At 59.4% G+C, this 25,906-nt stretch carries 19 protein-coding genes and 1 pseudogene; 10 read left to right on the top strand and 10 right to left on the bottom strand.

The annotated features are described in order from the left end of the window. Positions 1-75: 75 nt before the first annotated feature. The gene (locus F8N44_RS20155) at positions 76-339 is read left to right on the top strand and encodes a DUF4404 family protein (RefSeq protein WP_095121064.1); all 264 of its coding nucleotides are present in this window, start codon (positions 76-78) and stop codon (positions 337-339) included. 64 nt (positions 340-403) lie between these two features. Beyond that, positions 404-502 (top strand): annotated as a pseudogene (locus F8N44_RS31825) (metal ABC transporter ATP-binding protein); the annotation flags it as partial. A gap of 26 nt (positions 503-528) precedes the next feature. Here the strand turns inward: F8N44_RS31825 and queF are convergent. Both queF and F8N44_RS20140 read right to left on the bottom strand, forming a co-directional pair. Further along, positions 529-1,359: an NADPH-dependent 7-cyano-7-deazaguanine reductase QueF gene (gene queF, locus F8N44_RS20145; RefSeq protein ID WP_150651525.1), complete on the bottom strand. Its 831-nt coding sequence runs from the start codon at positions 1,357-1,359 to the stop codon at positions 529-531. A 61-nt stretch (positions 1,360-1,420) separates the two neighbouring features. Next, positions 1,421-1,954 (bottom strand): plastocyanin/azurin family copper-binding protein, encoded by a 534-nt coding sequence (locus F8N44_RS20140; RefSeq protein WP_038362253.1) that lies wholly within the window; start codon positions 1,952-1,954, stop codon positions 1,421-1,423. A 165-nt stretch (positions 1,955-2,119) separates the two neighbouring features. On the opposite strand from F8N44_RS20140, the gene F8N44_RS20135 reads away from it, so the two are divergent. Both F8N44_RS20135 and F8N44_RS20130 read left to right on the top strand, forming a co-directional pair. Continuing rightward, entirely contained in the window at positions 2,120-2,800 is a 681-nt protein-coding gene (locus F8N44_RS20135) for a heavy metal response regulator transcription factor (protein ID WP_007910514.1), read from the top strand. Beyond that, positions 2,800-4,149, top strand: coding sequence for a heavy metal sensor histidine kinase (locus tag F8N44_RS20130; protein ID WP_150651524.1), 1,350 nt, complete (start codon positions 2,800-2,802; stop codon positions 4,147-4,149). Before F8N44_RS20135 ends, F8N44_RS20130 begins: the two co-directional genes overlap by 1 nt. Before the next feature lie 108 nt (positions 4,150-4,257). Here the strand turns inward: F8N44_RS20130 and F8N44_RS20125 are convergent, their stop codons facing one another. From F8N44_RS20125 to F8N44_RS20115, 3 genes are all read right to left on the bottom strand, one after another. After that, positions 4,258-5,502, bottom strand: coding sequence for a lipoprotein-releasing ABC transporter permease subunit (locus F8N44_RS20125; RefSeq protein WP_093433700.1), 1,245 nt, complete (start codon positions 5,500-5,502; stop codon positions 4,258-4,260). A 63-nt stretch (positions 5,503-5,565) separates the two neighbouring features. Then, on the bottom strand, positions 5,566-6,264 hold the full coding sequence (gene lolD, locus F8N44_RS20120; RefSeq protein WP_007910506.1) for a lipoprotein-releasing ABC transporter ATP-binding protein LolD: 699 nt from the start codon (positions 6,262-6,264) through the stop codon (positions 5,566-5,568). Next, a complete protein-coding gene (locus F8N44_RS20115; RefSeq protein WP_150651523.1) occupies positions 6,257-7,507 on the bottom strand; it encodes a lipoprotein-releasing ABC transporter permease subunit in 1,251 nt (416 codons plus the stop codon). Before F8N44_RS20115 ends, lolD begins: the two co-directional genes overlap by 8 nt. Before the next feature lie 94 nt (positions 7,508-7,601). Here F8N44_RS20115 and F8N44_RS20110 point away from each other — a divergent pair, with 94 nt between their 5' ends. Together F8N44_RS20110 and F8N44_RS20105 are read left to right on the top strand one after the other, a co-directional pair. After that, positions 7,602-8,183 (top strand): PilZ domain-containing protein, encoded by a 582-nt coding sequence (locus F8N44_RS20110; RefSeq protein WP_150651522.1) that lies wholly within the window; start codon positions 7,602-7,604, stop codon positions 8,181-8,183. 14 nt (positions 8,184-8,197) lie between these two features. Beyond that, positions 8,198-8,920 (top strand): glycerophosphodiester phosphodiesterase, encoded by a 723-nt coding sequence (locus tag F8N44_RS20105; RefSeq protein ID WP_095121056.1) that lies wholly within the window; start codon positions 8,198-8,200, stop codon positions 8,918-8,920. A gap of 42 nt (positions 8,921-8,962) precedes the next feature. Here the strand turns inward: F8N44_RS20105 and sthA are convergent, their stop codons facing one another. Further along, positions 8,963-10,357, bottom strand: coding sequence for a Si-specific NAD(P)(+) transhydrogenase (gene sthA / locus F8N44_RS20100; protein WP_038362239.1), 1,395 nt, complete (start codon positions 10,355-10,357; stop codon positions 8,963-8,965). A 197-nt stretch (positions 10,358-10,554) separates the two neighbouring features. Further along, positions 10,555-11,604: an FAD:protein FMN transferase gene (locus F8N44_RS20095; RefSeq protein WP_150651521.1), complete on the bottom strand. Its 1,050-nt coding sequence runs from the start codon at positions 11,602-11,604 to the stop codon at positions 10,555-10,557. Between the two features lie 53 nt (positions 11,605-11,657). Here F8N44_RS20095 and F8N44_RS20090 point away from each other — a divergent pair, with 53 nt between their 5' ends. Further along, complete coding sequence (locus tag F8N44_RS20090; protein ID WP_150651520.1) at positions 11,658-12,959, top strand: MFS transporter; 1,302 nt, start codon at positions 11,658-11,660, stop codon at positions 12,957-12,959. Between the two features lie 232 nt (positions 12,960-13,191). On the opposite strand, the gene F8N44_RS20085 is transcribed toward F8N44_RS20090, so the two are convergent. Next, positions 13,192-14,655, bottom strand: coding sequence for a glyceraldehyde-3-phosphate dehydrogenase (locus tag F8N44_RS20085; RefSeq protein ID WP_016986741.1), 1,464 nt, complete (start codon positions 14,653-14,655; stop codon positions 13,192-13,194). A 354-nt stretch (positions 14,656-15,009) separates the two neighbouring features. On the opposite strand from F8N44_RS20085, the gene mfd reads away from it, so the two are divergent. The 3 genes from mfd to F8N44_RS20070 are packed head-to-tail and all read left to right on the top strand — an operon-like array spanning position 15,010 to position 21,738. Beyond that, on the top strand, positions 15,010-18,459 hold the full coding sequence (gene mfd / locus F8N44_RS20080) for a transcription-repair coupling factor (RefSeq protein ID WP_150651519.1): 3,450 nt from the start codon (positions 15,010-15,012) through the stop codon (positions 18,457-18,459). 10 nt (positions 18,460-18,469) lie between these two features. Next, on the top strand, positions 18,470-19,036 hold the full coding sequence (locus F8N44_RS20075; protein ID WP_150651518.1) for a CsiV family protein: 567 nt from the start codon (positions 18,470-18,472) through the stop codon (positions 19,034-19,036). Positions 19,037-19,047: 11 nt separating this feature from the next. Then, the gene (locus F8N44_RS20070; protein ID WP_150651517.1) at positions 19,048-21,738 is read left to right on the top strand and encodes a DEAD/DEAH box helicase; all 2,691 of its coding nucleotides are present in this window, start codon (positions 19,048-19,050) and stop codon (positions 21,736-21,738) included. A gap of 124 nt (positions 21,739-21,862) precedes the next feature. Here F8N44_RS20070 and F8N44_RS20065 read toward each other — a convergent pair whose 3' ends face one another. Next, the gene (locus tag F8N44_RS20065) at positions 21,863-25,156 is read right to left on the bottom strand and encodes a DEAD/DEAH box helicase (protein ID WP_150651516.1); all 3,294 of its coding nucleotides are present in this window, start codon (positions 25,154-25,156) and stop codon (positions 21,863-21,865) included. A 9-nt stretch (positions 25,157-25,165) separates the two neighbouring features. After that, complete coding sequence (locus tag F8N44_RS20060) at positions 25,166-25,903, bottom strand: S-methyl-5'-thioinosine phosphorylase (protein WP_150651515.1); 738 nt, start codon at positions 25,901-25,903, stop codon at positions 25,166-25,168. Positions 25,904-25,906: the final 3 nt, after the last annotated feature.

Here is a 25,906-nt window from a genome sequence, read left to right as displayed (position 1 = left end):
ATCTAAAGGTCAGCCATAGACCTTTGGCGCGCGGTTGCGGTCAATGCCAGTGCCTATTGATAAAAGGAAAACACCATGCCCGCCCAAGAACTGCAAAAACAGCTCGATACCCTGCGCGAGCAGCTGGAGCAGAATCCGCCGCTGTCGGAAGCCGAGCGTGAGGATTTGCATGCGCTGATGGCGCAGATTGAACTGGAACTTGAACTCGAAACCAAGACCAACGATTCGAACATTGCCGACGGCGTGAACCTCGCCGTTGAACGCTTTGAAGTTGACCATCCAACCATAGCTGGCACCTTGCGCAACATCGTCAACGCGCTGGGCAGCATGGGGATCTGACTCCCCCCGAAACGAAAAAAGCCCTGCCATCACTGGCAGGGCTTTTTCATGTCTACGATTTGCAATGCAGTCCCCTGTGGGAGCGAGCCTGCTCGCGAAGCCGTCGTGTCAATCGACATCATCGTTGAATGACACACCGCATTCGCGAGCAGGCTCGCTCCCACATTGGATATCGCACATTCCGGATCTTTATTGACGCACCAATCGATGGTTCGGCAGCTGTACGTTTTCGGTGCTGCGATACGGATTGATATCCAGACCACCGCGACGCACGTAACGTGCAAATACGGTGAGCTTTTCTGGTTTCAACAAGCGCTGCAAGTCGAGGAAAATCCGCTCCACACACTGCTCATGGAAGTCCGAGTGCTGGCGGAAGCTGACGATATATTCCAGTAGACTCGCATGATCCAGCGCCGAGCCACGATATTCCACCACCACTGTGCCCCAGTCCGGCTGACTGGTCACCGGGCAGTTGGATTTGAGCAGATGACTGTGCACGCTCTCCTCGACAATCCGCGAATCATCGCAACGCAGCAGTTCAGGGCGCGGATGTTCATAGTTGCTGACGCTGATATCCAGATCGTCGATGCACACGCCCGGCAACGCCACGACGCCCTCCGCTTCAACATCCTTCAGGCTGCGAACCCGCACGCCCACCGGTTTGCCGGCAGCAGCAGAAAGGTCCTTGACCAGCGTTGCTTCCAAAGAAGTGACGTCGGCAAACGCCGTCTGGTTCAGCGAGTTCAAATACAACTTGAACGACTTCGACTCGATGATGTTCGGCGAATCCGCCGGGATGCTGAATTCGCCGATCGCCACCACCGGTTTACCCGACGGCAGCAGCCACGACAACTCGAAGCAGTTCCAGAAATCCACACCTTTATACGGCAGGGTGTCGGCGGTCAGGCCCAGCTCGGCCCATTTCGCGGTGCGCGGAATCGGGAACAGCAGGGACGGCGTGTAGGTGGCGATGTATTCGCTGGATTTGCCCAGCGGCGAGTGTTCGGCTGCGGGATGCATGGCGGAAACCTGACTGAAGAATCAGCGGATTCTACCAGCCTTTGCCCGCGCCTTTGAGTGCTTACTGACTGACTGTCAGTTTGCCGACCATGCCCGCCTGATAATGCCCGGGAATATTGCAGGCGAATTCCAGGCTGGTGGCCTTGCTGAAGGTCCAGGTCAGCTCGGCGGTTTTACCTGGCTCGACCAACACGCTGTTCGGATCATCGTGCTTCATGCCATGGCCCATCGCTGCGTGATCCATGCCGGCCATATCGTGGGACATTTCCTTCATGCCGGTAGGCGTAAGCATGCCGCTTTGCTGCATCTGCAACATTTCCTGCTGGTGTCTGGCGTGCATCGCCGCGTCACCGAGGTTGAATTCGTGCAACAACTGGCCTTTATTCACCAGCACAAAGCGAACGGTCTCACCGGCCTTGATCTGAATCGCCTTGGGATCGAAGGACATATCGCCCATCACCACTTCAATGCTGCGCGTGGCTTTGGCGGCAGGCGCTGGCTGGCCGAAATCGTAGGTGTGGGCTGGCGCGGCCCACACTGGCGAACTCAGCGCCAACAGACAGGCAGCCAACGTCAGGGATTGGCGTAAAAACATGGTCGTTCTCCAACAAGATAAGGTTCAGCCTGTGGGAAACTTTAGCCGGCCTGCGCTGGCATCTAGCTGACAGGCAGATTACAACTTTGTCAGGTTGGCGTTTGTCGCCTGCGCTCACGGTATAAAGCTTTCGTTTCTACACCCCCGAACCCACCCGAGTCGCCCATGAAACTGTTGATCGTCGAAGACCAAGCGAAAACCGGCCAATACCTGCGCCAAGGCCTGACCGAGGCCGGGTTCAACACGGAACTGGTGGCCGACGGCAACAGCGGTCAGCACCTGGCTTTGAGCGGTGATTACGCGCTGCTGATCCTCGACGTGATGCTGCCGGGGCGCAGCGGCTGGCAGATTCTGCAAGCGGTGCGCAGCGCCGGGCTGGATACGCCGGTACTTTTTCTCACAGCCAAAGACGCGGTAGAGGACCGAGTGCATGGCCTCGAACTGGGCGCCGACGACTATCTGGTCAAGCCCTTCGCTTTCTCCGAACTGCTGGCGCGGGTGCGCAGCCTGTTGCGTCGCGGCAGCGCTACAACCCAGGAAACCAGTCTGCAACTGGCCGATCTGCGCCTGGATCTGATTCGCCGTCGGGTCGAACGCAGTGGCCAACGAATTGATCTCACCGCCAAGGAATTCGCGCTATTGGAAATGCTTCTGCGCCGCCAGGGTGAAGTGCTACCGAAATCGCTGATCGCCTCGCAAGTCTGGGACATGAATTTCGACAGCGACACCAATGTCATCGAAGTGGCGATCCGCCGTTTGCGTCTGAAGATCGACGACGAGTTTCCCAACAAACTGATCCACACCGTACGCGGCATGGGTTACGTGCTCGAAGAGCGTGGCGCCTGATGCGTCGTTTGTCCCTCAGTTCGCGCCTGGCCTTGTTGTTTGCCGCCTGCACCGCCGTGGTTTCACTGTTCGCCGGCGTGCTGTTCAACCGCGCCAGCGAGGCGCACTTCATCGAACTCGACCAGCAGCAACTGGATGGCAAACTGATCGGCTTGCGCCGCGCCTTGCAGGATCTTCAGCCTGACCAACGTGAAGCAAGACTGGCAGATGAACTGAGTCGCCAGGCCGATCTGTCGCTGCGCATTACCGGCGCTGACGGCCAGCGCTGGTATGACAGTTCGACGCAGATTCCCAAGGATTTGCCGCGACAATCCGGCCTGTCGACCATAAGCCATGACGGCACCGACTATCGCGTGCTCAACACCCCGCTCTACCCGGACAAAACCGATTCACCGCAATTGACCTTGCTGCTGGACATCACCCATCACCAACACTTTCTGCAACGCATGCAGCATCTGATCTGGCTGACCGTCGGGCTGTCAGCGCTGGCCACCGCTTTGCTTGGCGCCTGGGCCGCACGCAGCGGCTTGCGTCCGTTGCGGCGCATGAGTGCAGTCGCCCGTGGGATTTCCGCACAATCGTTGAATGCCCGATTGCCGGAAGCGCAAATGCCGCCAGAACTTGCGGAAATGGCCCACAGCTTCAACGCCATGCTCGCACGCCTCGACGACTCGTTTCAGCGGCTCTCGGCGTTTTCCGCCGACATCGCCCACGAACTGCGTACCCCGCTGTCGAACCTGCTGACCCACACCCAAGTCACCCTCACCCGCCCTCGGCCGATCGAGGATTACCGCGAAGCGCTGCACAGCAACCTCGAAGAGCTGCAATGGATGGCGCAACTGGTCAACGACATGTTGTATCTGGCCAAGGCTGACCACGGCTTGCTGATGCCCAAGCGCGAACCCTTGGAATTGGCGGATGAGACCGATCTGCTGCTGGAGTTTTTTGCGCCGCTGGCGGAGGACGCCGGGGTCAAGCTGACGCGCGAGGGTTATGCGCGGATCGATGGTGATCGCAGCATGTTGCGCCGGGCCTTGTCGAATTTGCTCGACAACGCGCTGCGATTTACCCCGGCTGAGGGCTATGTGAGTTTGCGGATCGTTGATCAACAGAGCGCTGTGCGCGTTTCAGTCGAGAACAGTGGCGAGGGGATTTCTGCGGAGTTGTTGCCACGGCTGTTTGACCGTTTTTACCGAGCGGATCCGGCGCGGCAGGAAGGTAGCAGTGAGCATGCGGGGTTGGGATTGGCGATTACTCAATCCATCATCCGCGCCCATGGTGGGCAGATTCGTTGCGAATCTGAAGCGGGATGGACGCGGTTTGTGATTGAGCTGCCCAAGGGAGATTGAGGCCAGCAGTTCCGGCCCCTTCGCAAGCAGGCTCGCTCCCACATTGGATCTGCGTCGTTCACAAATCCCCTGTGGGAGCGAGCCTGCTCGCGAAAGCGGTCTAAAGGTTTACGAATATCTCAGGGCGTGAGCCGGCTCGATCTTCGCCGCTCGCCAGGCCGGATACACCGTCGCCAGGAAGCTCAGAATAAAGCCTGCCGAGCAAATCAACAGCACATCCCCACCCTGCAATTCCGACGGCAGATTGCTGACGAAATACACATCAGAACTGAAGATATGCTGCCCGCTGACTCGCTCGATCCAGCCGACGATCTGACTGACATTCAGCGCGGCGATCACGCCCAACACGCCGCCAATGATCGTACCGACAATGCCGATCACCGTGCCCTGGACCATGAAGATCGCCATGATTTGCCGTGGCGTGGCGCCGATGGTGCGCAGGATCGCGATGTCCGCGCCCTTGTCGTTCACCACCATGATCAGGGTCGCGATGATGTTGAATGCCGCCACCGCGACGATCATCAACAACAGCAGGCCGATCATGGTTTTTTCCATTTTCATCGCGCTGAACAGGCTGCCCTGAGTGTGGGTCCAGTCGTCAGCCTTGAACTCGGCGCCCAAACCGGCGGCGATGTCCGAGGAGACTTTCGGCGCGGCGTACAGGTCTTTCACCGCCAGACGCACGCTCTGCACCTGATTCGGCTGCCAATGCTGCATGGTCGCGGCGTCAGCCACGTGGATCAGGCCCATCGAGCCGTCCAGTTCGGCGCCAACCTTGAACACGCCGACCACGTTCAGACGCTGCATACGCGGGGTGATCCCGCCCGGTGCGGTGCTGACTTCCGGGACGATCAGGGTGATCTTGTCGCCGACGTTGAGGCGAAAACGTCGCGCGGTGATTTCGCCAATCACCACGCCGAACTCGCCGGGTTTCAAGGCATCCAGACGGCCCTGAACAATGTGCTGGGCAACGATGGAGACCTTGCCTTCCTGCGCCGGATCGACGCCGCTGATCTGGATCGGCTGCATCAAGCCCTTGTAGGACAGCATGCCTTCCATCTCAGTGAACGGCACGGCGGCAGTCACTTCAGGATTTTTCATCGCGGCGGCAGCAACCGGCTGCCAGTCATCGATCGGCTTGACGCCCACGATGGTCGCGTGCGGTACCATGCCGAGGATGCGCGAGCTCATTTCGCGCTGGAAGCCGTTCATCACCGACAACACCACGATCATCGCCAGCACGCCGAGGGCGAGGCCGATCATCGAGGTCATCGAAATGAACGAAACGAAGCGATTGCGGCGCTTGGCGCGGGTATAGCGCGTGCCGATAAAGATCGATAACGGTCTGAACATTCGCTGGGGCACCGTATAAAAATAAAAGACCCGACACCTTTGCAGGCGCCGGGTTTCAGCCAATCAGATAGGCGTGAGGCAACCTTCTTGCAGGTGCAATACGCGATCCATCTGGCGGGCCAGGTTCATGTCGTGAGTCACCACCAGGAACGCGGTGCGCATGGAGGTGCTGAGTTCCAGCATCAAATCCTGAATGCCTTGCGCGGTGTGCGAGTCGAGGTTGCCGGTCGGCTCGTCGAGCATCACCAGACCTGGCTTGTTCACCAGAGCGCGAGCAATGGCGACACGTTGACGCTCGCCACCGGACAATTCCGCCGGTTTGTGTTCCAGGCGATGACCGAGGCCGACGCGTTCCAGCAATGCCGTGGCACGCTGACGGGCTTCGGGGATCGGCGTCTTGCCGATCAACAGCGGCATGCAGACGTTTTCCAGCGCGGTGAATTCCGGCAGCAAGTGGTGGAACTGGTAAACGAAACCGAGCGCACGGTTACGCAGCAGGCCACGCTTCTTCTCGCTCAGTGCCGACAGTTCTTCACCGTCGAGCCAGACGCTGCCCTTGGTCGGCGTATCGAGACCGCCCAACAGGTTGAGCAAGGTACTTTTGCCCGAACCCGAGGTGCCGACGATCGCCACACGCTCGCCCGGGTGCAACTCCAGTTGCAGGCCGGCCAGTACTTCTACCGATTCCGGGCCTTCCTCGTAGGATTTGCCCAGGTTGCGGCAGCTCAGGATTGCTTGTTCACTCATGCCCGACTCACTCATAACGTAGCGCCTCCGCCGGCTGGGTGCGCGCGGCACGCCAGGCGGGATACAGGGTGGCGAGGAAACTCAGAACCAACGCCGCGGCGCAGACCATGACCACGTCCTGGCTCTGCACCTGCGACGGAAGATAATCAATGAAATACACGTCAGCATTAAGGAATTTGTGGCCGATCAGGCCTTCCAGTGCCGAAATCGCGGCGCTGACGTTGAGCGCGGCGAGAATCCCGAGCACCGCGCCAATCGCCGTGCCGACCACGCCGATCACCGTGCCTTGCACCATGAACGTGCGCATGATCGTACCCGGCGTCGCGCCCAAGGTGCGCAGGATGGCGATGTCGCCCTTCTTGTCGTTCACCACCATCACCAACGTGGAAATGATGTTGAACGCTGCGACGGCGACGATCAGCAGCAACAGCAGGCCGATCATGGCTTTTTCCATACGGATTGCCTGATACAGATTGCCGTGGGTGCGCGTCCAGTCGCGGGCGTAATAATGGTCTTCGCCAAGTTGCTGCGCGATGTTCCACGCCACACGCGGTGCCTGGAACAGGTCGTCGAACTTCAGGCGGATGCCCTGCACCTGATCTGGCTTCCAGCGGTGCATCTTCGCCAGATCCTGCAGGTTGGTCACGCCCAGATAACCGTCAAGCTCACCGGCGCCGACATGGAAAATGCCGACCACAGTGAAGCGCTTCATGCGCGGGAACATCCCGGCCGGGGTCACGCTGACCTCCGGCGCGACGAAGGTGACTTTGTCACCGATGCCCACGCCCAGCTTGGTCGCGGCCTTGTCGCCGATGACGATGCCGAAGCTGCCCGGCGTCAGATCGTCGAGTTTGCCCTGCTTCATGAAGTTGTCGATGATCGACACGTTGCGCTCGAGCGCCGGGTCGATGGCATTGAGCAACACCTTGGACACCTGACCGTTATTGGTCAGCAGGCCCTGCATCTGGGTGAACGGCGCAACCGCCATCACCTGCGGGTTCTGCTTGACCTGGGTCGCGAGGCTTTGCCAATCGTTGATCGGTTCAGTGGATTCGATGGTCGCGTGGGGCACCATGCCCAGCACGCGGGTGCGCATCTCATGATCGAAACCATTCATCACCGATAGCACGACGATCATCACGACCACGCCAAGGGCGAGCCCGATCATCGAAGTCAGGGAAATGAATGACACAAAATGATTGCGACGCTTTGCACGGGTATAACGCGTGCCGATAAATACGAAGAGAGGTCTGAACATGTCGGGGCTTGTTCGGAGGGAAAAGGAACGTCCTTGTGGCGGGGGTCGATAACCAGCTTTACACTCAGACCACCGCCGCTACCATGGGTTCGCCATGTCGACATTAGATGAAGAAGATCGCCGCGAATACTACCGTATCGAGGACACGATCGCACTGGAAATTCGGCCCCTGTCCGCTCCCGAAGCCGCAGGCCAGGAAGTGTTGCAGGATGCTTCCCCACTGTTCAACCTGCTCAGCGAACTGCACCTGAGCGAATTCGAGTCGCAGCACCTGTTGCGCCAGATCAGCGAGCGCGACCGGGCCATCGCCGCGTTCCTGAAATCGCAGAACAAACGCATTGACCTGCTCAGTCAGGTGGTCGCCCTGACCGTGCTCGGCCAGATCGGCGAGCCGCAACCGGTGATCATCTCCGAAGGCGGGATCGACTTTCAGTACCCGACGCCGATCGCCACCGGCGCACACCTGTCGGTGAAACTGGTGCTGATGCCGCAAGCGCTGGGCCTGTTGCTGCGCGCCCGTGTCACCCATTGTGACCGCAAGGGCGAGGGGTACGACGTTGGCACCGAGTTCGAACACTTGACCGACGCCCAGCGCCAGTTGCTCGCCCGCTATATCTTGCAGAAGCAGGCCCAGGAACGACGTCTGGCCCGCGAACAGAACGAATCAGGCATTTAATTTAAGGAAGAACCGTGACCCTCATCTACGGCCATCGCGGCGCCAAGGGCGAAGCACCGGAAAACACCCTGAGCAGTTTTCAGGAATGTCTCAAGCACGGCGTGCGCCGCTGCGAACTGGATCTGCACCTGTCCAAGGACGGCGAGTTGATGGTCATCCACGACCCGACCCTCAAGCGCACCACGGAACGGCGCGGCAAGGTTGTCGAGCACACCGCCGCCGAACTGGTGACCTACGACGCGCGCAAGGGTGGCCCCGGCTGGATCAAGCCGTGCCCGATTCCGACGCTGGAAGAGTTGTTCGAGAAATGTGATTTCGATCACTGGCAGCTGGAAGTCAAAAGCGCTTCGCGTACTCGCGCGGCAACCACCGTGCTGGCGATTCGTGAAATGGCTCAGCGCCATGGCCTGCTCGACAAGGTGACGATCACCTCGAGTTCGCGGGAAGTGCTGAAAGCGGCGCTGGATCTGGTGCCGGATGTGTCACGCGGACTGGTCGCCGAATACGCCTGGCTCGACCCGTTGAAGGTCGCAGCCAGCTATGGCTGTGAGATTCTCGCGTTGAACTGGACGCTGTGTACGCCGGAACGCCTGCAGAAGGCGCAGCGTCAAGGGCTGCATGTGTCGGTGTGGACCGTCAACGAGCCTGCGCTGATGCGCAGACTCGCCGACTTCGGCGTTGACAGCCTGATTACAGACTTTCCCGGTTTGGCCACTGCCACCCTCGAGAATTGCTGAAATCGGTCTCCCCGGCCGGCTCAGGCCACCGGCCGGAGCCCGTCAAAAAAGCCGGTTGAGGCCGTCGTACGCCGCTACCCGATAGGCTTCAGCCATGGTCGGGTAGTTGAACGTCGTGTTGACGAAGTACTTCAGGGTGTTCAGTTCGCCCGGCTGGCTCATGATCGCCTGACCGATGTGGACGATCTCCGAAGCCTGATAACCGAAGCAGTGAACGCCCAGCACTTCCAGGGTTTCACGGTGGAACAGGATCTTCAGCATGCCTTGCGGCTCGCCGGCGATCTGCGCACGCGCCATGCTCTTGAAGAACGCCTTGCCGACTTCGTACGGTACTTTGGCCTGGGTCAGTTCCTGCTCGTTCTTGCCGATCGAGCTGATCTCCGGAATGGTGTAGATGCCGGTCGGCACGTCATTCACAAAGCGCCAGCTACCGTTATCAACGATGCTGCCAGCGGCCGAACGGCCCTGGTCGTGGGCAGCACTGGCCAGGCTCGGCCAGCCGATCACATCACCGGCGCCGTAGATGTTCGGCACGCAGGTGCGGTAAGCCTCGTCGACTTCGATCTGGCCACGGCTGTTGACCTTGACGCCGATGTTTTCCAGACCCAGCGTGTCGGTGTTGCCGGTACGACCGTTGCACCAGAGCAAGGCGTCTGCCTTGATTTTCTTGCCGGACTTGAGGTGCAGGATCACGCCGTTGTCGACGCCTTCAACGCGATCGTAATCTTCGTTGTGGCGCACGGTGATGTTGTTGTTGCTGAAGTGGTAGCTCAGCGCCTGGGAGATTTCCGAGTCGAGGAAGCTCAGCAACTGACCACGGTTATCGACCAGCTCGACCAGCACACCCAGACCGCTGAAGATCGATGCGTATTCGCAACCGATCACGCCGGCGCCGTAAACGATCAGTTTGCGCGGGGTGTGGTTGAGGCTGAGGATGGTGTCGCTATCGTAGATGCGCGGGTGGTGGAAATCGATGTCCGCCGGGCGATACGGGCGCGAACCGGTAGCGATGATGATGTGCTTGGCCACCAGTTTCTCGACCACGCCGTTGGCGCAGACCACTTCGATGGTTTGCTCGTCGGCGAAGCTGCCGGTGCCGAAGAACACGTCGACGCGGTTACGGGCGTAGTAGCCGGTACGCGAAGCGACTTGTTTGGAAATGACCTTTTCGGCGCTTTTCAACACGTCCGGGAAGGAGAACCAGCGTGGCTCGCCGATCGCCCGGAACATAGGATTGGTGTTGAACTGCATGATCTGCCGCACCGAGTGACGCAGTGCCTTGGACGGGATGGTGCCGAGGTGGGTGCAGTTGCCGCCGACCTGGCGACGGCTGTCGACCATCGCGACCTTGCGCCCTGCTTTGGCGGCGTTCATTGCCGCGCCTTCTCCCGCCGGGCCGGAACCCAGCACCACCACGTCGTAGTTGTAGACAGCCATGCGTACTCCTCAGAACAGGCCGCGGTGCCAGCAGCACCGGCGGCTAAATCACGCCGAACGGCGGCGCGAAGGAACAATTGGGGGTCAATCAAGAACCCGGACACAGTCTATAGAAGCGTCAACGCCGCGCACATTAACCCTTGGTCGCGTCGTAGGCTACTTTTGCCTGCACTACAACGCCAGCTTTCGTATTGTTCTCAGTCATTTTTTGCGCCACTGAGGCGCTCGAACGCTTGACTGGTGCGGATGACAAAACCTGTATCGGCACGAATCACAAAGAATGCACCAATGTCATGTTTTTCGGCATAGTCCCACGCCCTTTCGGGGCCAAGAATCAGCAACAGCGTCGATAGTCCATCGGCCATCAACGCTGAAGGATGAATCACCGTGACTGACGCCAGATCGTGTAGGACAGGTGCACCGGTGCGGGCATCAAAGGTGTGGGAATAGCGCCGGCCGTCCTGCAGGAAATAGTTGCGGTAATCGCCGGAGGTAGAGACGCCGTAGCCGTCAACATTGATGATGCGCTCGGCGATTTGTTGATCGTCGCGAGGCTCTTCCAGGGCAATTCGCCAAGATGAGCCGTCGAGTTTTTTACCTTTGGCCTTTAGTTCGCCAGTGGCTTCAGCGAGGTAATCGTGAATGCCCAACGCGTCGAGCCTGGCCGCGATGGTGTCGACGGCATAACCGGCGGCAATGCTGTTGAAGTCGACTTCGACGGCGGCGCCCTTGCACAACTGGTCGCCGTTGATGTGCAGATGCTGGTGACCAACGCGCTGCAGTACATCGGCCAGCACTTTAGCGTCAGGGACTTTCTCTTCACGACCTTGCGGGCCGAAGCCCCAGAGATTCATCAGGGGTTCGACGGTCAGGTCGTAGGAACCTTCGCTTTGTGCTGACAGTTGTTCGCCAACCCGGATCAATTCGAGCACCGACGCGGGCATTTTCTGACAGCTGTGCGCGGGCAAGGCATTGAAGCGCTCGATGTCCGAGTCATTGCGATAGGTGGACAGTTCCCGATCGACTTCGGCGAGGATCCCTTCCACCTCCCTGCGAACCTCAGCGGCATCCGCGAGGCCTGCGTGACGCACGTATTTGATCGAATACGTGCTGCCCATGGTCGGCCCACCGACACTCTCCAGGGAATCGCCATTGCCGCAGCCGGACAAAACCCCCGCGAGCACCACAACCGCTACCCCTCGTCCAGTTAACAATTCTTCATCTCTCCGCAAAACCGCGCCGGCCATTATGGGATACGAGCGAAACGCTTTCTTACAAGATTTAAAGTGAGTATCCAGAAATGTCTTCCACGACCGGTACAGGCAAGGCGATTTTTCGCGTTGTCAGCGGCAATTTCCTCGAAATGTTCGACTTCATGGTTTATGGCTTCTACGCCACAGCCATCGCCAAGACCTTCTTCCCGACCGACAGCGCCTTCGCTTCCCTGATGCTTTCCCTGGCCACTTTCGGTGCAGGTTTCCTGATGCGTCCACTGGGGGCGATCTTTCTCGGCGCCTACATCGACCGTCATGGACGCCGCAAAGGCTTGATCATCACTTTGGCCATGATGGCTGCCGGTACTGTGCTGATTGCCTGCGTGCCAAGCTACGCGACGCTCGGCGTGGCGGCTCCCCTGCTGGTGCTGTTCGGTCGCCTGTTGCAAGGCTTCTCGGCTGGTGTCGAACTGGGCGGGGTGTCAGTGTATCTGGCGGAAATTTCCACACCCGGACGCAAAGGCTTCTTCGTCAGCTGGCAGTCTGCGAGTCAGCAAGCGGCGGTGGTCTTCGCCGGGTTGCTCGGCGTCGGTCTCAACCACTGGCTGAGCCCGGAACAGATGGGTGACTGGGGCTGGCGTGTACCGTTCCTGATCGGCTGCATGATTGTGCCGGTGATCTTCGTCATTCGCCGTTCACTGGAGGAAACGCCGGAGTTCCAGGCCAGGAAACATCGCCCTACCCTGCGGGAAATCGTCCGCTCGATCGGTCAGAACTTTGGCATCGTCATCGCTGGCATGGCGCTGGTGGTGATGACCACGGTGTCTTTCTACCTGATCACCGCGTACACCCCGACGTTCGGCAAGGCTGAATTGCACTTGTCAGACTTCGATGCGTTGCTGGTGACGGTGTGCATCGGCCTGTCGAACTTCTTCTGGTTGCCGGTGATGGGTTCAGTGTCTGACAGGATCGGACGTAAACCCCTACTGCTGGCGGCGACGATTCTGGCAATTCTGACGGCCTACCCTGCCCTGTCGTGGCTGGTGGCAAATCCGAGCTTCAGCCATTTGCTGATTGTCGAGCTGTGGCTGTCGTTCCTGTACGGCTCGTACAACGGCGCGATGGTGGTGGCACTGACCGAGATCATGCCGGTGGAAGTGCGTACGACCGGATTCTCGCTGGCTTACAGCCTGGCGACGGCAACCTTCGGCGGGTTTACCCCGGCGGCGTGCACGTATCTGATTCATGTGCTGGATAACAAGGCTGCGCCGGGGATCTGGCTCAGTGGCGCGGCGGTGTTGGGGCTGATTGCGACGCTGGTGTTGTTCCACGGTAACAAGCATGAGCTGCGCACCGCGCAAGCAGCCGTGCCCGGCGGCGCCCGATAGGACGCTTTCGCGAGCAAGCTCGCTCCCACAGGGGATTTCTGAGCGACATAGATCCAGTGTGGGAGCGAGCTTGCTCGCGATGAGGCCACAACGCAAAGATCGCAGCCTTCGGCAGCTCCTACAGAATCAAATGCGATCTCCTGTAGGAGCTGCCGAAGGCTGCGATCTTTTGATCTTCCCCAAACAAAAACGCCCCGACCAAAGCCGGGGCGTTTTCATGTGCAGCTATCGCTTAGCGCGGGAACGCCGGCGGATTCACATCAGCCATGTCTTCCATCACGCGGATAACCTGGCAGCTGTAACCGAACTCGTTGTCGTACCAGACGTACAGAACAACGCGGTTGTCCTGAACGATGGTCGCTTCAGCGTCGACCACACCGGCGTGACGCGAGCCCACGAAGTCGGTCGAAACCACTTCCTGCGAATTGACGAAGTCGATTTGCTTGTGCAGATCGGAGTGCAGCGCCATGTAGCGCAGGTACTCGTTCATCTCTTCGCGGGTAGCGGCTTTCTCAAGGTTGAGGTTGAGAATGGCCATCGACACGTTTGGCGTCGGAACACGGATCGCGTTACCGGTCAGCTTGCCGGCCAGTTCAGGCAGGGCCTTGGCAGCAGCGGTGGCAGCACCGGTCTCGGTGATTACCATGTTCAGCGCGGCGCTACGACCACGGCGATCGCCCTTGTGGAAGTTGTCGATCAGGTTCTGGTCGTTGGTGTACGAGTGAACGGTTTCGACGTGACCGTTGATGATGCCGAACTTGTCGTTGACTGCTTTCAGCACCGGCACGATGGCGTTGGTGGTGCAGGAAGCGGCGGACACGATCTTGTCATCAGCGGTGATTTCACCGTGGTTGATGCCGTGGACGATGTTCTTCAGCTTGCCTTTGCCAGGTGCGGTCAGAACAACGCGATCGATACCCGGGCACTGCAAGTGCTGGCCCAGGCCATCAGCGTCACGCCATACACCGGTGTTGTCCACCAGCAGCGCGTCTTTGATGCCGTACTGGGTGTAATCCACTTCAGTCGGGTTCTTCGCGTAGATCACCTGGATCAGGTTACCGTTGGCGGTGATGGTGTTGTTTTCTTCATCGATGGTAATGGTGCCGTTGAACGAACCGTGTACCGAATCGCGACGCAGCAGACTGGCGCGTTTGGTCAGGTCGTTTTCGGCGCCTTTACGCACGACGATGGCGCGCAGACGCAGGCCGTCGCCACCACCGGTTTTTTCGATCAGGATGCGCGCCAGCAGACGGCCGATACGACCGAAGCCGTACAGCACAACGTCGGTGCCTTTACGTGCGGAAGCGTTTTGCTGGCCAACCACGTCAGCCATTTCTTCACGAACGAATTGCTCGGCGCTGCGGCCATTGCCTTCGTTGCGGAATTTGAACGCCAACTTGCCCAGATCTACCGAAGCCGCGCCGAGCTTGAGCTCGCTCATGGCTTTGAGCAGTGGGAATGTTTCGTGGACGGAGAGTTCGCTGTCGTCGGAAGAACGGTGGCGCGCAAAGCGGTGAGCTTTGAGAATCGCGATGACAGACTGGTTGATCAGGCTGCGGCCATAGATCGAGCTCACCACGTTGTTATTGCGGTAGAGCTGACCGATAAGCGGAATCATCGCTTCTGCGAGTGCTTCACGGTCGATCCATTCACCAAGACACTGGTCGGGCTTCTGAGTCACGGTAACCTTCCACATGTAGGGGCAGAAAAAAGGGGCTACATTATGCCGCCGACAACCTTCTGTAGCAATGCGCGCTTGTCGCGAAATCGGTAACAAAATTCCGTTCAAAAAAATTACGCCCCCCTCAAGCCCAGTAAAACCGGGGCTTTCAGCGCAGTCAATTTTTCGACGACTGTTAGACGATGTCTGTAACCCTCCGTAACACCACCCCGTTTCGGCACTACATAACCACAAAAAAACGGCTGGTTTTTATGGTTACCACTACATTTCGTCCAAACAACGAAGATAGACGTAGTCTGCAACTGACAGGCGGCACCGGACGCCGCTACAATTACCGACTTTGTCGCAAAGCCTGGAGCTCAACCTTCCGTGCCCGTTCTGCGTCTACCGCTACTCCCTGCCGAGGCAGGTAAACAGCATTGGGGCAATCTGCCCGGTGCTGCCCTCAGCCTGGCGATTGCCGAGGCTGCCAGCGCTGCCAAGCGCTTCACCCTGCTACTGACCGCCGACAGCCAGAGCGCTGAACGACTGGAACAGGAGCTGAGTTTCTTCGCCCCGGATTTGCCCGTGCTGCATTTCCCTGACTGGGAAACCCTGCCGTACGACCTGTTCTCGCCGCACCAGGACATCATTTCCCAGCGCATCGCCAGCTTATACAGGCTGCCGGAGCTGGCGCACGGCGTGCTGGTGGTGCCGATTACCACGGCATTGCACCGCTTGGCGCCGACCAAGTTCCTGCTCGGCAGCAGTCTGGTGCTGGATGTCGGCCAGAAGCTCGATGTCGAACAGATGCGTTCGCGGCTTGAAGCCAGTGGCTATCGCTACGTCGACACCGTTTATGAGCACGGCGAGTTCACCGTACGCGGCGCACTGATCGACCTGTTCCCGATGGGCAGCAAACTGCCCTACCGCATCGACCTGTTCGATGACGAAATCGAGACTCTGCGCACCTTCGACCCGGAAAACCAGCGTTCCATCGACAAGGTCGATTCGGTCAAGCTGCTGCCGGCTCGTGAGTTTCCGTTACAGAAAGACGCGGTCACCCGTTTCAAGGCGCGCTTCCGTGAACGCTTTGACGTCGACTTCCGTCGCTGCCCGATCTTTCAGGATCTGAGCAGCGGCATCACACCGGCAGGCATCGAGTACTACCTGCCGCTTTTCTTCGACGAAACCTCGACGCTGTTCGATTATTTGCCGCAGGACACCCAGGTGTTCTCGCTGCCGGGCATTGAGCAAGCGGCGGAAAACTTCTGGAACGATGTGCGCAATCGTTATGAAGAGCGCCGCGTCGATCCATCGCGTCCTTTATTGCCACCGGCGGAATTGTTCCTGCCGGTGGAAGACTGTTTCGCCCGCCTGAAGAGTTGGCCGCGTGTGGTCGCCAGCCAACAAGACGTCGAAAGCGGTGTCAGCCGCGAACGCTTCCCGGCGCAGGCACTGCCGAACCTGGCGATTGAAGCCAAAGCCACGCAACCGCTGGCCGCGCTATCAACATTCCTTGATGAATTCCCCGGCCGCGTGCTGTTCACCGCCGAATCCGCCGGCCGTCGCGAAGTGCTGCTGGAGTTGCTCGAACGCCTGAAGCTGCGGCCGAAAACCGTCGACAGCTGGCCGGACTTCGTTGCGAGCAAGGATCGCCTGGCGATCACCATTGCCCCGCTCGACGAAGGCCTGATGCTCGACGACCCGGCGTTGGCACTGGTTGCGGAAAGTCCGCTGTTCGGCCAGCGCGTGATGCAACGTCGCCGCCGCGAGAAACGCAGCGACGTCAGCAATGACGCGGTAATCAAGAATCTCACCGAGCTGCGCGAAGGTGCGCCGGTGGTGCACATCGACCACGGCGTCGGCCGCTATCTGGGCCTGACGATTCTGGAAATCGACAACCAGGCCGCCGAATTCCTCACCCTCGAATACGCCGAGAACGCCAAGCTTTATGTGCCGGTGGCCAACCTGCACTTGATCGCGCGCTACACCGGTAGCGACGACTCGCTGGCCCCGCTGCACCGCCTCGGCTCGGAAACCTGGCAGAAAGCCAAGCGCAAAGCCGCCGAACAGGTGCGCGACGTCGCCGCTGAATTGCTCGACATCTATGCGCGTCGCGCCGCTCGCGAAGGCTACGCATTTGCCGACCCTAAAGCCGATTACGCAACGTTCAGCGCCGGTTTCCCGTTCGAAGAAACCCCGGATCAGCAGTCGACCATCGAAGCCGTGCGCGAAGACATGCTCGCGCCGAAACCGATGGATCGACTGGTCTGCGGTGACGTCGGTTTCGGCAAGACCGAAGTGGCCATGCGCGCCGCCTTCATCGCCGTGCACGGCGGTCGTCAGGTGGCGATTCTGGTACCGACCACCCTCCTCGCCCAACAGCACTACAACAGCTTCCGCGACCGCTTCGCCGACTGGCCGGTGACCGTGGAAGTGATGAGCCGCTTCAAGTCGGCCAAGGAAGTGAACGCGGCGATCGCCGATCTGGCGGAAGGCAAGATCGATATCGTCATCGGCACGCATAAACTGCTATCCGACGACGTAAAAATCAAAAACCTCGGGCTGGTGATCATCGACGAAGAACACCGTTTCGGTGTGCGTCAGAAAGAACAGCTCAAGGCCCTGCGCAGCGAAGTCGACATCCTCACGCTGACCGCGACGCCGATTCCGCGCACGCTGAACATGGCGGTGTCGGGCATGCGCGACCTGTCGATCATCGCCACGCCGCCGGCGCGACGCCTGTCGGTGCGCACCTTCGTCATGGAGCAGAACAAGAGCACGGTCAAAGAAGCCCTGCTCCGCGAACTGCTGCGCGGCGGTCAGGTTTACTACTTGCACAACGATGTGAAAACCATCGAGAAGTGCGCCGCCGATCTCGCCGAACTGGTACCGGAAGCACGCATCGGCATCGGCCACGGGCAGATGCGCGAGCGCGAACTCGAACAGGTGATGAGCGACTTTTACCACAAGCGTTTCAACGTGCTGATTGCCTCGACCATCATCGAGACCGGCATCGACGTGCCGAGCGCCAACACCATCATCATCGAGCGCGCCGACAAATTCGGTCTGGCGCAACTGCACCAGTTGCGCGGTCGCGTTGGCCGTAGTCACCACCAGGCTTACGCGTACCTGCTGACACCACCACGCCAGCAAATCACCTCGGACGCGGAAAAGCGTCTGGAAGCGATCGCCAATACTCAGGATCTCGGTGCCGGTTTCGTCCTGGCAACCAACGACCTGGAAATCCGTGGTGCCGGCGAACTGCTCGGCGATGGCCAGAGCGGGCAGATTCAGGCCGTCGGTTTCACGCTGTATATGGAAATGCTCGAGCGCGCAGTGAAGTCGATCCGCAAGGGCGAGCAACCGAACCTCGATCAACCGCTGGGCGGTGGCCCGGAAGTCAACCTGCGGGTGCCGGCGCTGATTCCGGAAGACTATCTGCCGGACGTTCACGCTCGCCTGATCCTGTACAAGCGCATTGCCTCGGCCACCGACGAGGAAGGTCTGAAGGATCTGCAAGTCGAGATGATCGACCGTTTTGGTCTGCTGCCGGAGCCAACGAAGAATCTGGTGCGCATCACGGCGTTGAAATTGCAGGCCGAGCAATTGGGCATCAAGAAAGTCGATGGCGGCCCGCAAGGTGGACGTATCGAGTTCGAAGCGCAGACACCGGTCGATCCGATGACGTTGATCAAACTGATTCAGAGCCAACCAAAACGCTACAAATTCGAAGGTGCCACGATGTTCAAGTTCCAGGTACCGATGGAACGTCCGGAAGAGCGCTTTAATACTGTAGAGGCGCTGTTTGAGCGCCTCCTCCCGAAATCTGTTTGAAGGACGCCCAATGCGCCTGTTTCGTTCGCTGACTTTGCTGCTGACCTTGGCAGCACCCTCGGTTTTCGCCGATGACCTGTATCAGGTCGAAATGATTCTGGTGCGCCAGAACGCCGTGCCGGCGATCGTCAGCCGTGCCGCGCCGGAAGATTGGGCCGCTGGCGCCCAACGCTTGCCCGATGACAGCAAGCGCACGCCTGCACTGAATGACGTTGTCACCAAGCTAACGGCCAGCGGCGACTACAGCGTGCTGATGCACAAGGCCTGGCAGCAAACCCTCGGTGAAACACCAGCCAAAGTCGCCGTCAGCGACGGCCAGGAGCAATTCGGTCAGTTCCCGATCGAGGGCACGCTGGAGATGAAGCTCGGGCGCTTCACCGATGTGAACGCCGACTTCTGGGTCAATCAGATCGACGCCAATGGTTTGGTCACCGCCAGTGAGCGCCTGAAGCAGGACAGCCACACCAAGAATGGCCAGCTCAACTATCTCGACAACGGCCATCTGGCCCTGCTGATAAAGATCACTTCCCTGACCGCGCCTGCGCCACGGGAAGCGCCTGAAGCGATTCCGGACTGATCGAAGTCCTTATGAACCCGCCGCTGAGCAAACCGTTGGCGCCCTCCTGGGTCAGCCGATTCAAGGAACAGAGCCTGGAGCGTGGCCGCCGCTACGCCCTGGAAAACCGGGTACGTATCGCCCAGGTCGGCGATGCAACGATTACCGCCAGTTGCGAAGGCTCGGGCGGTAACGTTTACCGTCAGACCATTCATTTGCGCGAGTCAGCCAAAGGCACTTTGTTGCTGGTGGACGCTGGCTGCACCTGCCCGGTGCGCACCAACTGCAAACACTGCGCCGCTGTTTTGCTGAAAGTCCAGGAAACCCTCGACTACCCCGCCGCCGCCAAAGACGCCGAACTGCTGGAAAAACTCCAGGCCGTGCTGGAAAACCGTGGCCCGAAAGCGCCGCCGCAAGTGCTAGTCGACAATGTGCAGCCAATGCCGCGCCTGTGGCTGGCCAGCGTCGAGTTCAGCGCTTTCGAACCACGTAACGGCAAGATGCAGCGCTATATCCAGCATCGCGCGGCGCTATCGTTCAGTTATCTCGACGAATACGTCAGCGGACAGAAGAACAGCGACATCCTGATTCGTCAGGAAACCCAGACGCTGCGGATAAAACGCCACCCGGAAGTCGAACAGTCCTACCGTGAACAGTTAAGAATCCTCGGCTTTCGCATCGCCACACGCCAGAGCAAAGCCCTGCCGGAAAGCGCCGGCGAGCTGTACGAGATGGTCAATGACAGCGCCTGGCTGACCTTCACCCTCAACGATTTGCCGAAGCTGCGCAGCCAAGGCTGGGAACTGCAGATCGATGAGGAATTCGGCTTCGACCTGACCGCCGTGGATGACTGGTACGCCACCGTAGAGCAGGTGCCGGAGCGCGACTGGTTTGATCTGGAACTGGGGATCATCGTCAACGGTGAGCGTCTGAGCCTGCTGCCAATCCTGCTCAACCTGATGCGCTCGCACGCGGAAATCCTCAATCCGGAACGCCTTGCACGGCGCCGCGATGACGAGTTGATTCTGGTGAATATTCCGCAGCGCAACAGCGAACACGGGCCGTTGCAGGTAGCGCTGCCGCTGGGTCGATTGAAGCCAGTGCTGATGACGCTCGGCGAGTTTTATTTGCAGGAGCCGGGCGAAACCACCCTGCGCCTGAGCAAGGCAGATGCCACCCGCCTCAATTCGCTGGAAGGCCTTCCGCTGCTGTGGGAGGGTGGCGAGCAAATCCGCACGTTTGCTCAACGCCTGCGCGATATTCGTGATTTCAGCGCTGAAGCGCCGCAAGGCCTGAACGCGACGCTGCGCCCGTATCAGCTTGAAGGCTTGAGCTGGATGCAATCACTACGGCAACTGGAGGTTGGCGGGATTCTCGCGGATGACATGGGCCTGGGTAAAACCCTACAGACCTTGGCGCATATTCTCAGCGAGAAAAACGCCGGACGCCTGGATCGGCCGTGCATGGTGGTGATGCCGACCAGCCTGATTCCGAACTGGCTGGATGAGGCGGCGCACTTCACCCCGCAGTTGAAAGTGGTCGCGCTGTACGGCGCCACTCGCAAAAAGCATTTCGACAATCTGGCCGACTTCGACCTGATCCTCACTACCTACGCGCTGCTGCCCAAGGACGTTGAACGCCTGGCCAAGCAGCCGTTGCATGTGTTGGTGCTGGATGAGGCGCAGTACATCAAGAACCCCAACAGCAAAGCCGCTCAGGCGGCGCGCGAGCTGAATGCCCGCCAGCGCCTGTGCCTCAGCGGTACACCGCTGGAAAACCACTTGGGCGAGTTGTGGTCACTGTTCCATTTCCTGCTGCCGGGCTGGCTCGGCGACGTGAAAAGCTTCAATGCCGATTACCGCGTGCCGATTGAAAAGCGCGGCAGTGAAGTCAGACTTCAGCACCTGAACGGTCGGATAAAACCGTTTCTGCTACGCCGCACCAAGGAACAGGTGGCCACCGAGTTGCCGCCGAAAACCGAGATCATCCATTGGGTCGATCTCAACGAAGCGCAGCGCGATGTGTACGAAACCATGCGTCTGGCGATGGACAAGAAAGTCCGCGACGAGATCACCCGCAAAGGCGTGGCGCGCAGTCAGATCATCATTCTTGAGGCGCTGCTCAAGCTGCGCCAGGTCTGCTGCGATCTGCGCCTGGTCAACGACGCCACCCTACCCGCTCGCGGCAGCACGTCCGGCAAGCTCGACAGCCTGATGGAAATGCTCGAGGAATTGTTTGAGGAAGGTCGGCGAATTCTGCTGTTTTCGCAGTTCACCTCGATGCTGTCCTTGATCGAAGACGAGCTGAAAAAACGTAACGTGTCCTACGCGCTACTGACCGGCCAGACCCGTGATCGACGCACGCCGGTGAAGGAATTCCAGAGCGGCAAGCGTCAGATCTTTCTCATCAGCCTGAAGGCTGGTGGCGTCGGCTTGAACCTGACTGAGGCGGATACGGTGATTCACTACGATCCGTGGTGGAACCCGGCGACGGAAAATCAGGCAACCGATCGCGCGTACCGGATCGGTCAGGAAAAACCGGTGTTCGTCTACAAGATGATTGCCCGGGGCACGGTGGAAGAGAAAATCCAGCACCTGCAAAAGGAAAAATCCGACTTGGCGGCAGGCGTGCTGGATGGGCGCAAGGCCGGGGACTGGAAGTTGCAGAGTGATGATATTGAAGCGTTGTTTGCGCCGCTGCCGGACAAGCTCGACAAGCGTTGAGATCTTTTTCGTCTGTTAAATAGCTTTCGCGAGCAGGCTCGCTCCCACAGCTGGAATGCATTTCCATGTGGGAGCGAGCCGGCTCGCGAATAGGGCACCTCGGTCTAACGGTTAAAACCCAAGCTCAATCCTTGGAAACCGGCAATGGCGCAAACAGCGCCTCAATGTCACTCTGCTCCAGCTTCCAGCCACCTGTCGTCCCGCCTTCAAGCACCGCCCCGGCCAGCGCGGCTTTCTCCTGCTGCAACACCTGTATTTTTTCCTCTACCGTGCCGCGAGCGATCAGCTTGTAAACGAACACCGGGTTGTTTTGCCCGATTCGATACGCACGATCGGTTGCCTGATTCTCCACTGCCGGGTTCCACCAAGGGTCGAAGTGGATCACTGTGTCCGCAGCGGTCAGATTCAAACCGGTACCCCCGGCCTTCAGACTGATCAGAAACAGCGGCACCTTGCCGCCCTGAAAATCCTTCACCGGCGTGCGTCGATCCGTGGTGTCACCGGTCAGCAGCGAATAGGCAATGTCACGTTGCTGCAACTCTTGCTCGATCAAGGCGAGCATTGAGGTGAACTGCGAGAACAGCAGAATCCTGCGACCTTCGCCGAGCAGCTCTTCGAGCATCTCCATCAAGCTCACCAGCTTGCCACTGCCGGAGCGCAGCGCCTTCGCCGTTAGCGGCATGTTGATCAGGCGCAAGTCGCAACAGACCTGACGCAGCTTGAGCAAGGCATCGAGAATGATGATCTGACTGCGCGCCACGCCACTGCGGGCAATTTCGTCGCGCACTTTTTTGTCCATCGCCACGCGAACGGTTTCATAGACATCGCGCTGGCCGTCGCTGAGATCGACCCAATGGACAATCTCGGTTTTCGGCGGTAGTTCGGTGGCGACCTGATCCTTTTTGCGACGCAGCAAAAACGGCTTGATGCGCGCTGTCAGGTGCTGCATGCGCTGAACATTGCCGTGTTTCTCGATTGGCGTGCGGTAATCGCGATTGAAGGATTTGCTGTCGCCGAGCCAACCGGGCATGAGGAAATGAAACTGCGACCAAAGCTCGCCCAAGTGGTTTTCCAATGGCGTGCCGCTCAGGCACAAGCGCTGACGGGCCTGCAAATCACGTGCGGCTTGAGCAGCCTTGCTGAGCGGATTCTTGATGTTCTGCGCTTCATCGAGAATCAGCACGCTCCACGTCTGCGGCTGCAAGGTCTCCAAATCCCTTGGCAGCAACGCGTAAGTGGTCAGCACCAGATCGTACTCAGCCAGATTAGCGAAATCCTTTTGCCGCCCCGTGCCGTGCAGCGCCAATACTTTCAGTTGAGGGGTGAAACGTTCGGCCTCGTCGAGCCAGTTGGGAATCAGGCTGGTCGGCATCACCGCCAGAGCCGGACAATCAAGGCGACCGGCGTGTTTTTCCGTGAGCAGATGCGCCAAGGTTTGCAGTGTTTTGCCCAGCCCCATGTCATCGCCCAGAATGCCGCCGACCTCAAGCTCGCGCAGGGTCTGCATCCAGTTCAGGCCTTCGAGCTGATAGGGGCGCAGTTGCGCGTTAAGGCCGGCCGGCGCAGCGACCTGGGTGTGACTGGAATTCTGCAAGCGCTTGGCAAAGGTGCGCAGCCGCTCGCCACCTTGCCAATCCAGCGGTACGCCATCGAGCATACTCAAGCGCGCGGCATCCGGGACACTCAAACGCAGTGCATCGCCCTGATGACCACCCAGGTACAACTCGCCCAGCGTGGCCATCAGCGGCTTGACCCGACTCAGCGGCAGCGCGACCTTGGCGCCCGAAGAGTCACCAAAGCCGCTGGGCTTCAGTTCGATCAAGAGCTTTTCGTCATCGCTGCGCTGTGCCAGATTGACCGGGTCAAGCAAGCGCGGCTGGGTGCGCAACAAGTGCAGAAGGATTGGTAGCAAACTATAGCGCTGACCATTGACGACGATACCCAACTGCAAATCAAACCACTGATGCCCGGCCTCTTCTTCGACCTCGGCGTACCAATGCTCAACCGGTTGCACATTGAAATGAAAGCCGGGACTCATTTCCACTTCCCAGTTCGAGGCGCGCAACGTGGCAAGCCCTTCGTGCATAAACCCGAGCCAGGCGGAATCATCCGCCAACGTGAACATCTCACCGGGACGATCCAGCGAGCTCTTGCGCGTGGCTTTCTTGAAGCCGAGCTTTTGCAGGATCTGGCGCAGTTTCTTTTCCACCGCAGGCTGGCGTTGAATGCGCTGGGTTTCGGTACCGTTGAGGATCATTACTTCCGGGTTGCGATCCACCGTCGGCTGGCCGTTGTAGGTAAACACCAGGGCGGCGCGGTGCTCCAGAACGTATTCCCAGCGCGAGCGCTCCCGACCGCTGACGAGGGTGAGTTGCGGCTGTGGAAGTACGTCATCGATGATTCGTTCGGTCAGTTGGTGGGGCGGCGGGATTCTCGTCGCGGCGCTCATGCGATGGCTGAACTGCATGGCCTGACGCGCCGGAATGTCCGGCGCCAGTGTCAAATGGCTGGCCAGTTTTTCTTCCAGTTCATTGAACAGAGGGCCAATCTGCCGCTGTTCACGATCCAGGTAATAAAGCGGCTCCAGCGCCAGCACAGTTTCCTGCGCAGCTTCGGCACTGCTCCACTGCGCGCGGAACCCGCCGTCGGCCTGCTCGGCCCAGGCGAACTGGCCGATACGCTTCGCGCCCGGCACCAACGGCCGCAGATCCTCGAAATCGAGGAACAGCCGCGAGGTGCGCAGGAGCATTTCCAACAGTTCGGCGCCGCTGCTGCCTTCCAGCGGATAGCCGCTGTAATAGGCGTGGTGGGAGTGCATGGCGACCAGCAGCCTGGCAACGCGCAAATCCAGCTCGGTCAGGTAGCCGGGCTGACGCATGAGCATTTCCGCCAGCGAGTACATCGGTTTGACTTCGCGCAACTCGCCGCTCTTGAGCTGGGAAACCTTGAAAATATCGAGCAGCCACTTGCCGCTCACAGGCGTTGGCTTGAGCTTGTAAAACAGGCGCGTGCCTGCGGTTTGCGCGCCTTCTTCGGCGGGCTTGGCCGGCACGGGAATTGTCGAAAGCCAATGCTCCAGCGCCCGCCCCAAAGGGATCTGTGCGTCATTTTCAGACGCATCATCAGCACCGCCCTGCAAGTGATAGAGCACCGCAGCGCAGTGCTTGCAGTCGATTACGACAGGACAGCTGCACAGGCAACGCAAGTTGACGGAACCCTGCCGATCTTCGGACAGGTAAATGCTTTGTTCATACGCCTGACATTCCGAACCGACGCAGAACGCCTCGATCTTTTTGTCATTGATCTCGATGATCTCTACCCGGTCCTCGGCGGCATAAGCGCGAGCCTTGGCCAGCGCCTTGCTACTGAATGCCTGAGCCCAGGCCAACGACCTGAGCCGTTCGATGAGAATGCTCATGGGCAGTCCTTAGCCGGCCAGCACCCGCGCCAATGCCGACTTCACCTTGCCCATGCCGTCATGCAACGCTTGTTCGATCTCGGCCATGGTGATCACTTCCGTGGTTTTTCCCGCTGCCGGGTTCACCACCAGCGCCACACAGGCGTAATCCAGATCCAGTTCACGTGCCAGCGCGGCTTCCGGCATACCGGTCATGCCGACGATGTCACAGCCATCACGCTCCAGACGCACGATCTCGGCAACCGTTTCCAGACGCGGGCCCTGGGTGCAGGCATACACACCCTGATCACTGTATTCGCAACCTTCGGCAGCCACTGCAGCAATCAATTGCTTACGCAATGGTTCGCTGTAAGGAAAGCTGAAGTCGATGTGGGTGACGTGCTCCAGATCATCGGCGAAAAAGGTGTGCTCGCGGCCGCTGGTGTAGTCGACGATCTGGTGCGGCACGCAGAAGTGCCCGGTGCCCATGGCCGAATGAATCCCGCCCACGGCGTTCACCGCGATGATTGCCTCGGCACCCGCCTGCTTCAGCGCCCACAGGTTGGCGCGATAGTTGACCTTGTGCGGCGGAAAACGATGTGGGTGGCCATGACGGGCGAGGAACAGCACTTCCTTGCCGGCGTATTCGCCAATTTGTACGTCGGCCGATGGCGCGCCGTAGGGCGTGTCCACCGCCAGCGATTGGCGAATGGTCAGGCCTTCTAGTTGGGTCAGGCCAGTGCCACCGATGATTGCGTAAACCGTCATAGC

This window comes from Pseudomonas fluorescens, assembly GCF_902497745.1.
In the GTDB taxonomy this organism is placed as follows: Bacteria; Pseudomonadota; Gammaproteobacteria; order Pseudomonadales; family Pseudomonadaceae; genus Aquipseudomonas; species Aquipseudomonas fluorescens_BM.
The sequence above is the reverse complement of the archived record's forward strand: the minus strand, read 5'-3'. Positions and strand labels throughout refer to the sequence as shown.

Excerpts from the sequence above, each read along its gene's own strand:
- F8N44_RS20155 (WP_095121064.1), top strand. The coding sequence starts at position 76 with ATGCCCGCCCAAGAACTGCAAAAACAGCTCGATACCCTGCGCGAGCAG.
- queF (WP_150651525.1), bottom strand. The coding sequence starts at position 1,359 with ATGCATCCCGCAGCCGAACACTCGCCGCTGGGCAAATCCAGCGAATAC.
- F8N44_RS20140 (WP_038362253.1), bottom strand. The coding sequence starts at position 1,954 with ATGTTTTTACGCCAATCCCTGACGTTGGCTGCCTGTCTGTTGGCGCTG.
- F8N44_RS20135 (WP_007910514.1), top strand. The coding sequence starts at position 2,120 with ATGAAACTGTTGATCGTCGAAGACCAAGCGAAAACCGGCCAATACCTG.
- F8N44_RS20130 (WP_150651524.1), top strand. The coding sequence starts at position 2,800 with ATGCGTCGTTTGTCCCTCAGTTCGCGCCTGGCCTTGTTGTTTGCCGCC.
- F8N44_RS20125 (WP_093433700.1), bottom strand. The coding sequence starts at position 5,502 with ATGTTCAGACCGTTATCGATCTTTATCGGCACGCGCTATACCCGCGCC.
- lolD (WP_007910506.1), bottom strand. The coding sequence starts at position 6,264 with ATGAGTGAGTCGGGCATGAGTGAACAAGCAATCCTGAGCTGCCGCAAC.
- F8N44_RS20115 (WP_150651523.1), bottom strand. The coding sequence starts at position 7,507 with ATGTTCAGACCTCTCTTCGTATTTATCGGCACGCGTTATACCCGTGCA.
- F8N44_RS20110 (WP_150651522.1), top strand. The coding sequence starts at position 7,602 with ATGTCGACATTAGATGAAGAAGATCGCCGCGAATACTACCGTATCGAG.
- sthA (WP_038362239.1), bottom strand. The coding sequence starts at position 10,357 with ATGGCTGTCTACAACTACGACGTGGTGGTGCTGGGTTCCGGCCCGGCG.
- F8N44_RS20095 (WP_150651521.1), bottom strand. The coding sequence starts at position 11,604 with ATGGCCGGCGCGGTTTTGCGGAGAGATGAAGAATTGTTAACTGGACGA.
- F8N44_RS20090 (WP_150651520.1), top strand. The coding sequence starts at position 11,658 with ATGTCTTCCACGACCGGTACAGGCAAGGCGATTTTTCGCGTTGTCAGC.
- F8N44_RS20085 (WP_016986741.1), bottom strand. The coding sequence starts at position 14,655 with ATGTGGAAGGTTACCGTGACTCAGAAGCCCGACCAGTGTCTTGGTGAA.
- F8N44_RS20075 (WP_150651518.1), top strand. The coding sequence starts at position 18,470 with ATGCGCCTGTTTCGTTCGCTGACTTTGCTGCTGACCTTGGCAGCACCC.
- F8N44_RS20070 (WP_150651517.1), top strand. The coding sequence starts at position 19,048 with ATGAACCCGCCGCTGAGCAAACCGTTGGCGCCCTCCTGGGTCAGCCGA.
- F8N44_RS20065 (WP_150651516.1), bottom strand. The coding sequence starts at position 25,156 with ATGAGCATTCTCATCGAACGGCTCAGGTCGTTGGCCTGGGCTCAGGCA.
- F8N44_RS20060 (WP_150651515.1), bottom strand. The coding sequence starts at position 25,903 with ATGACGGTTTACGCAATCATCGGTGGCACTGGCCTGACCCAACTAGAA.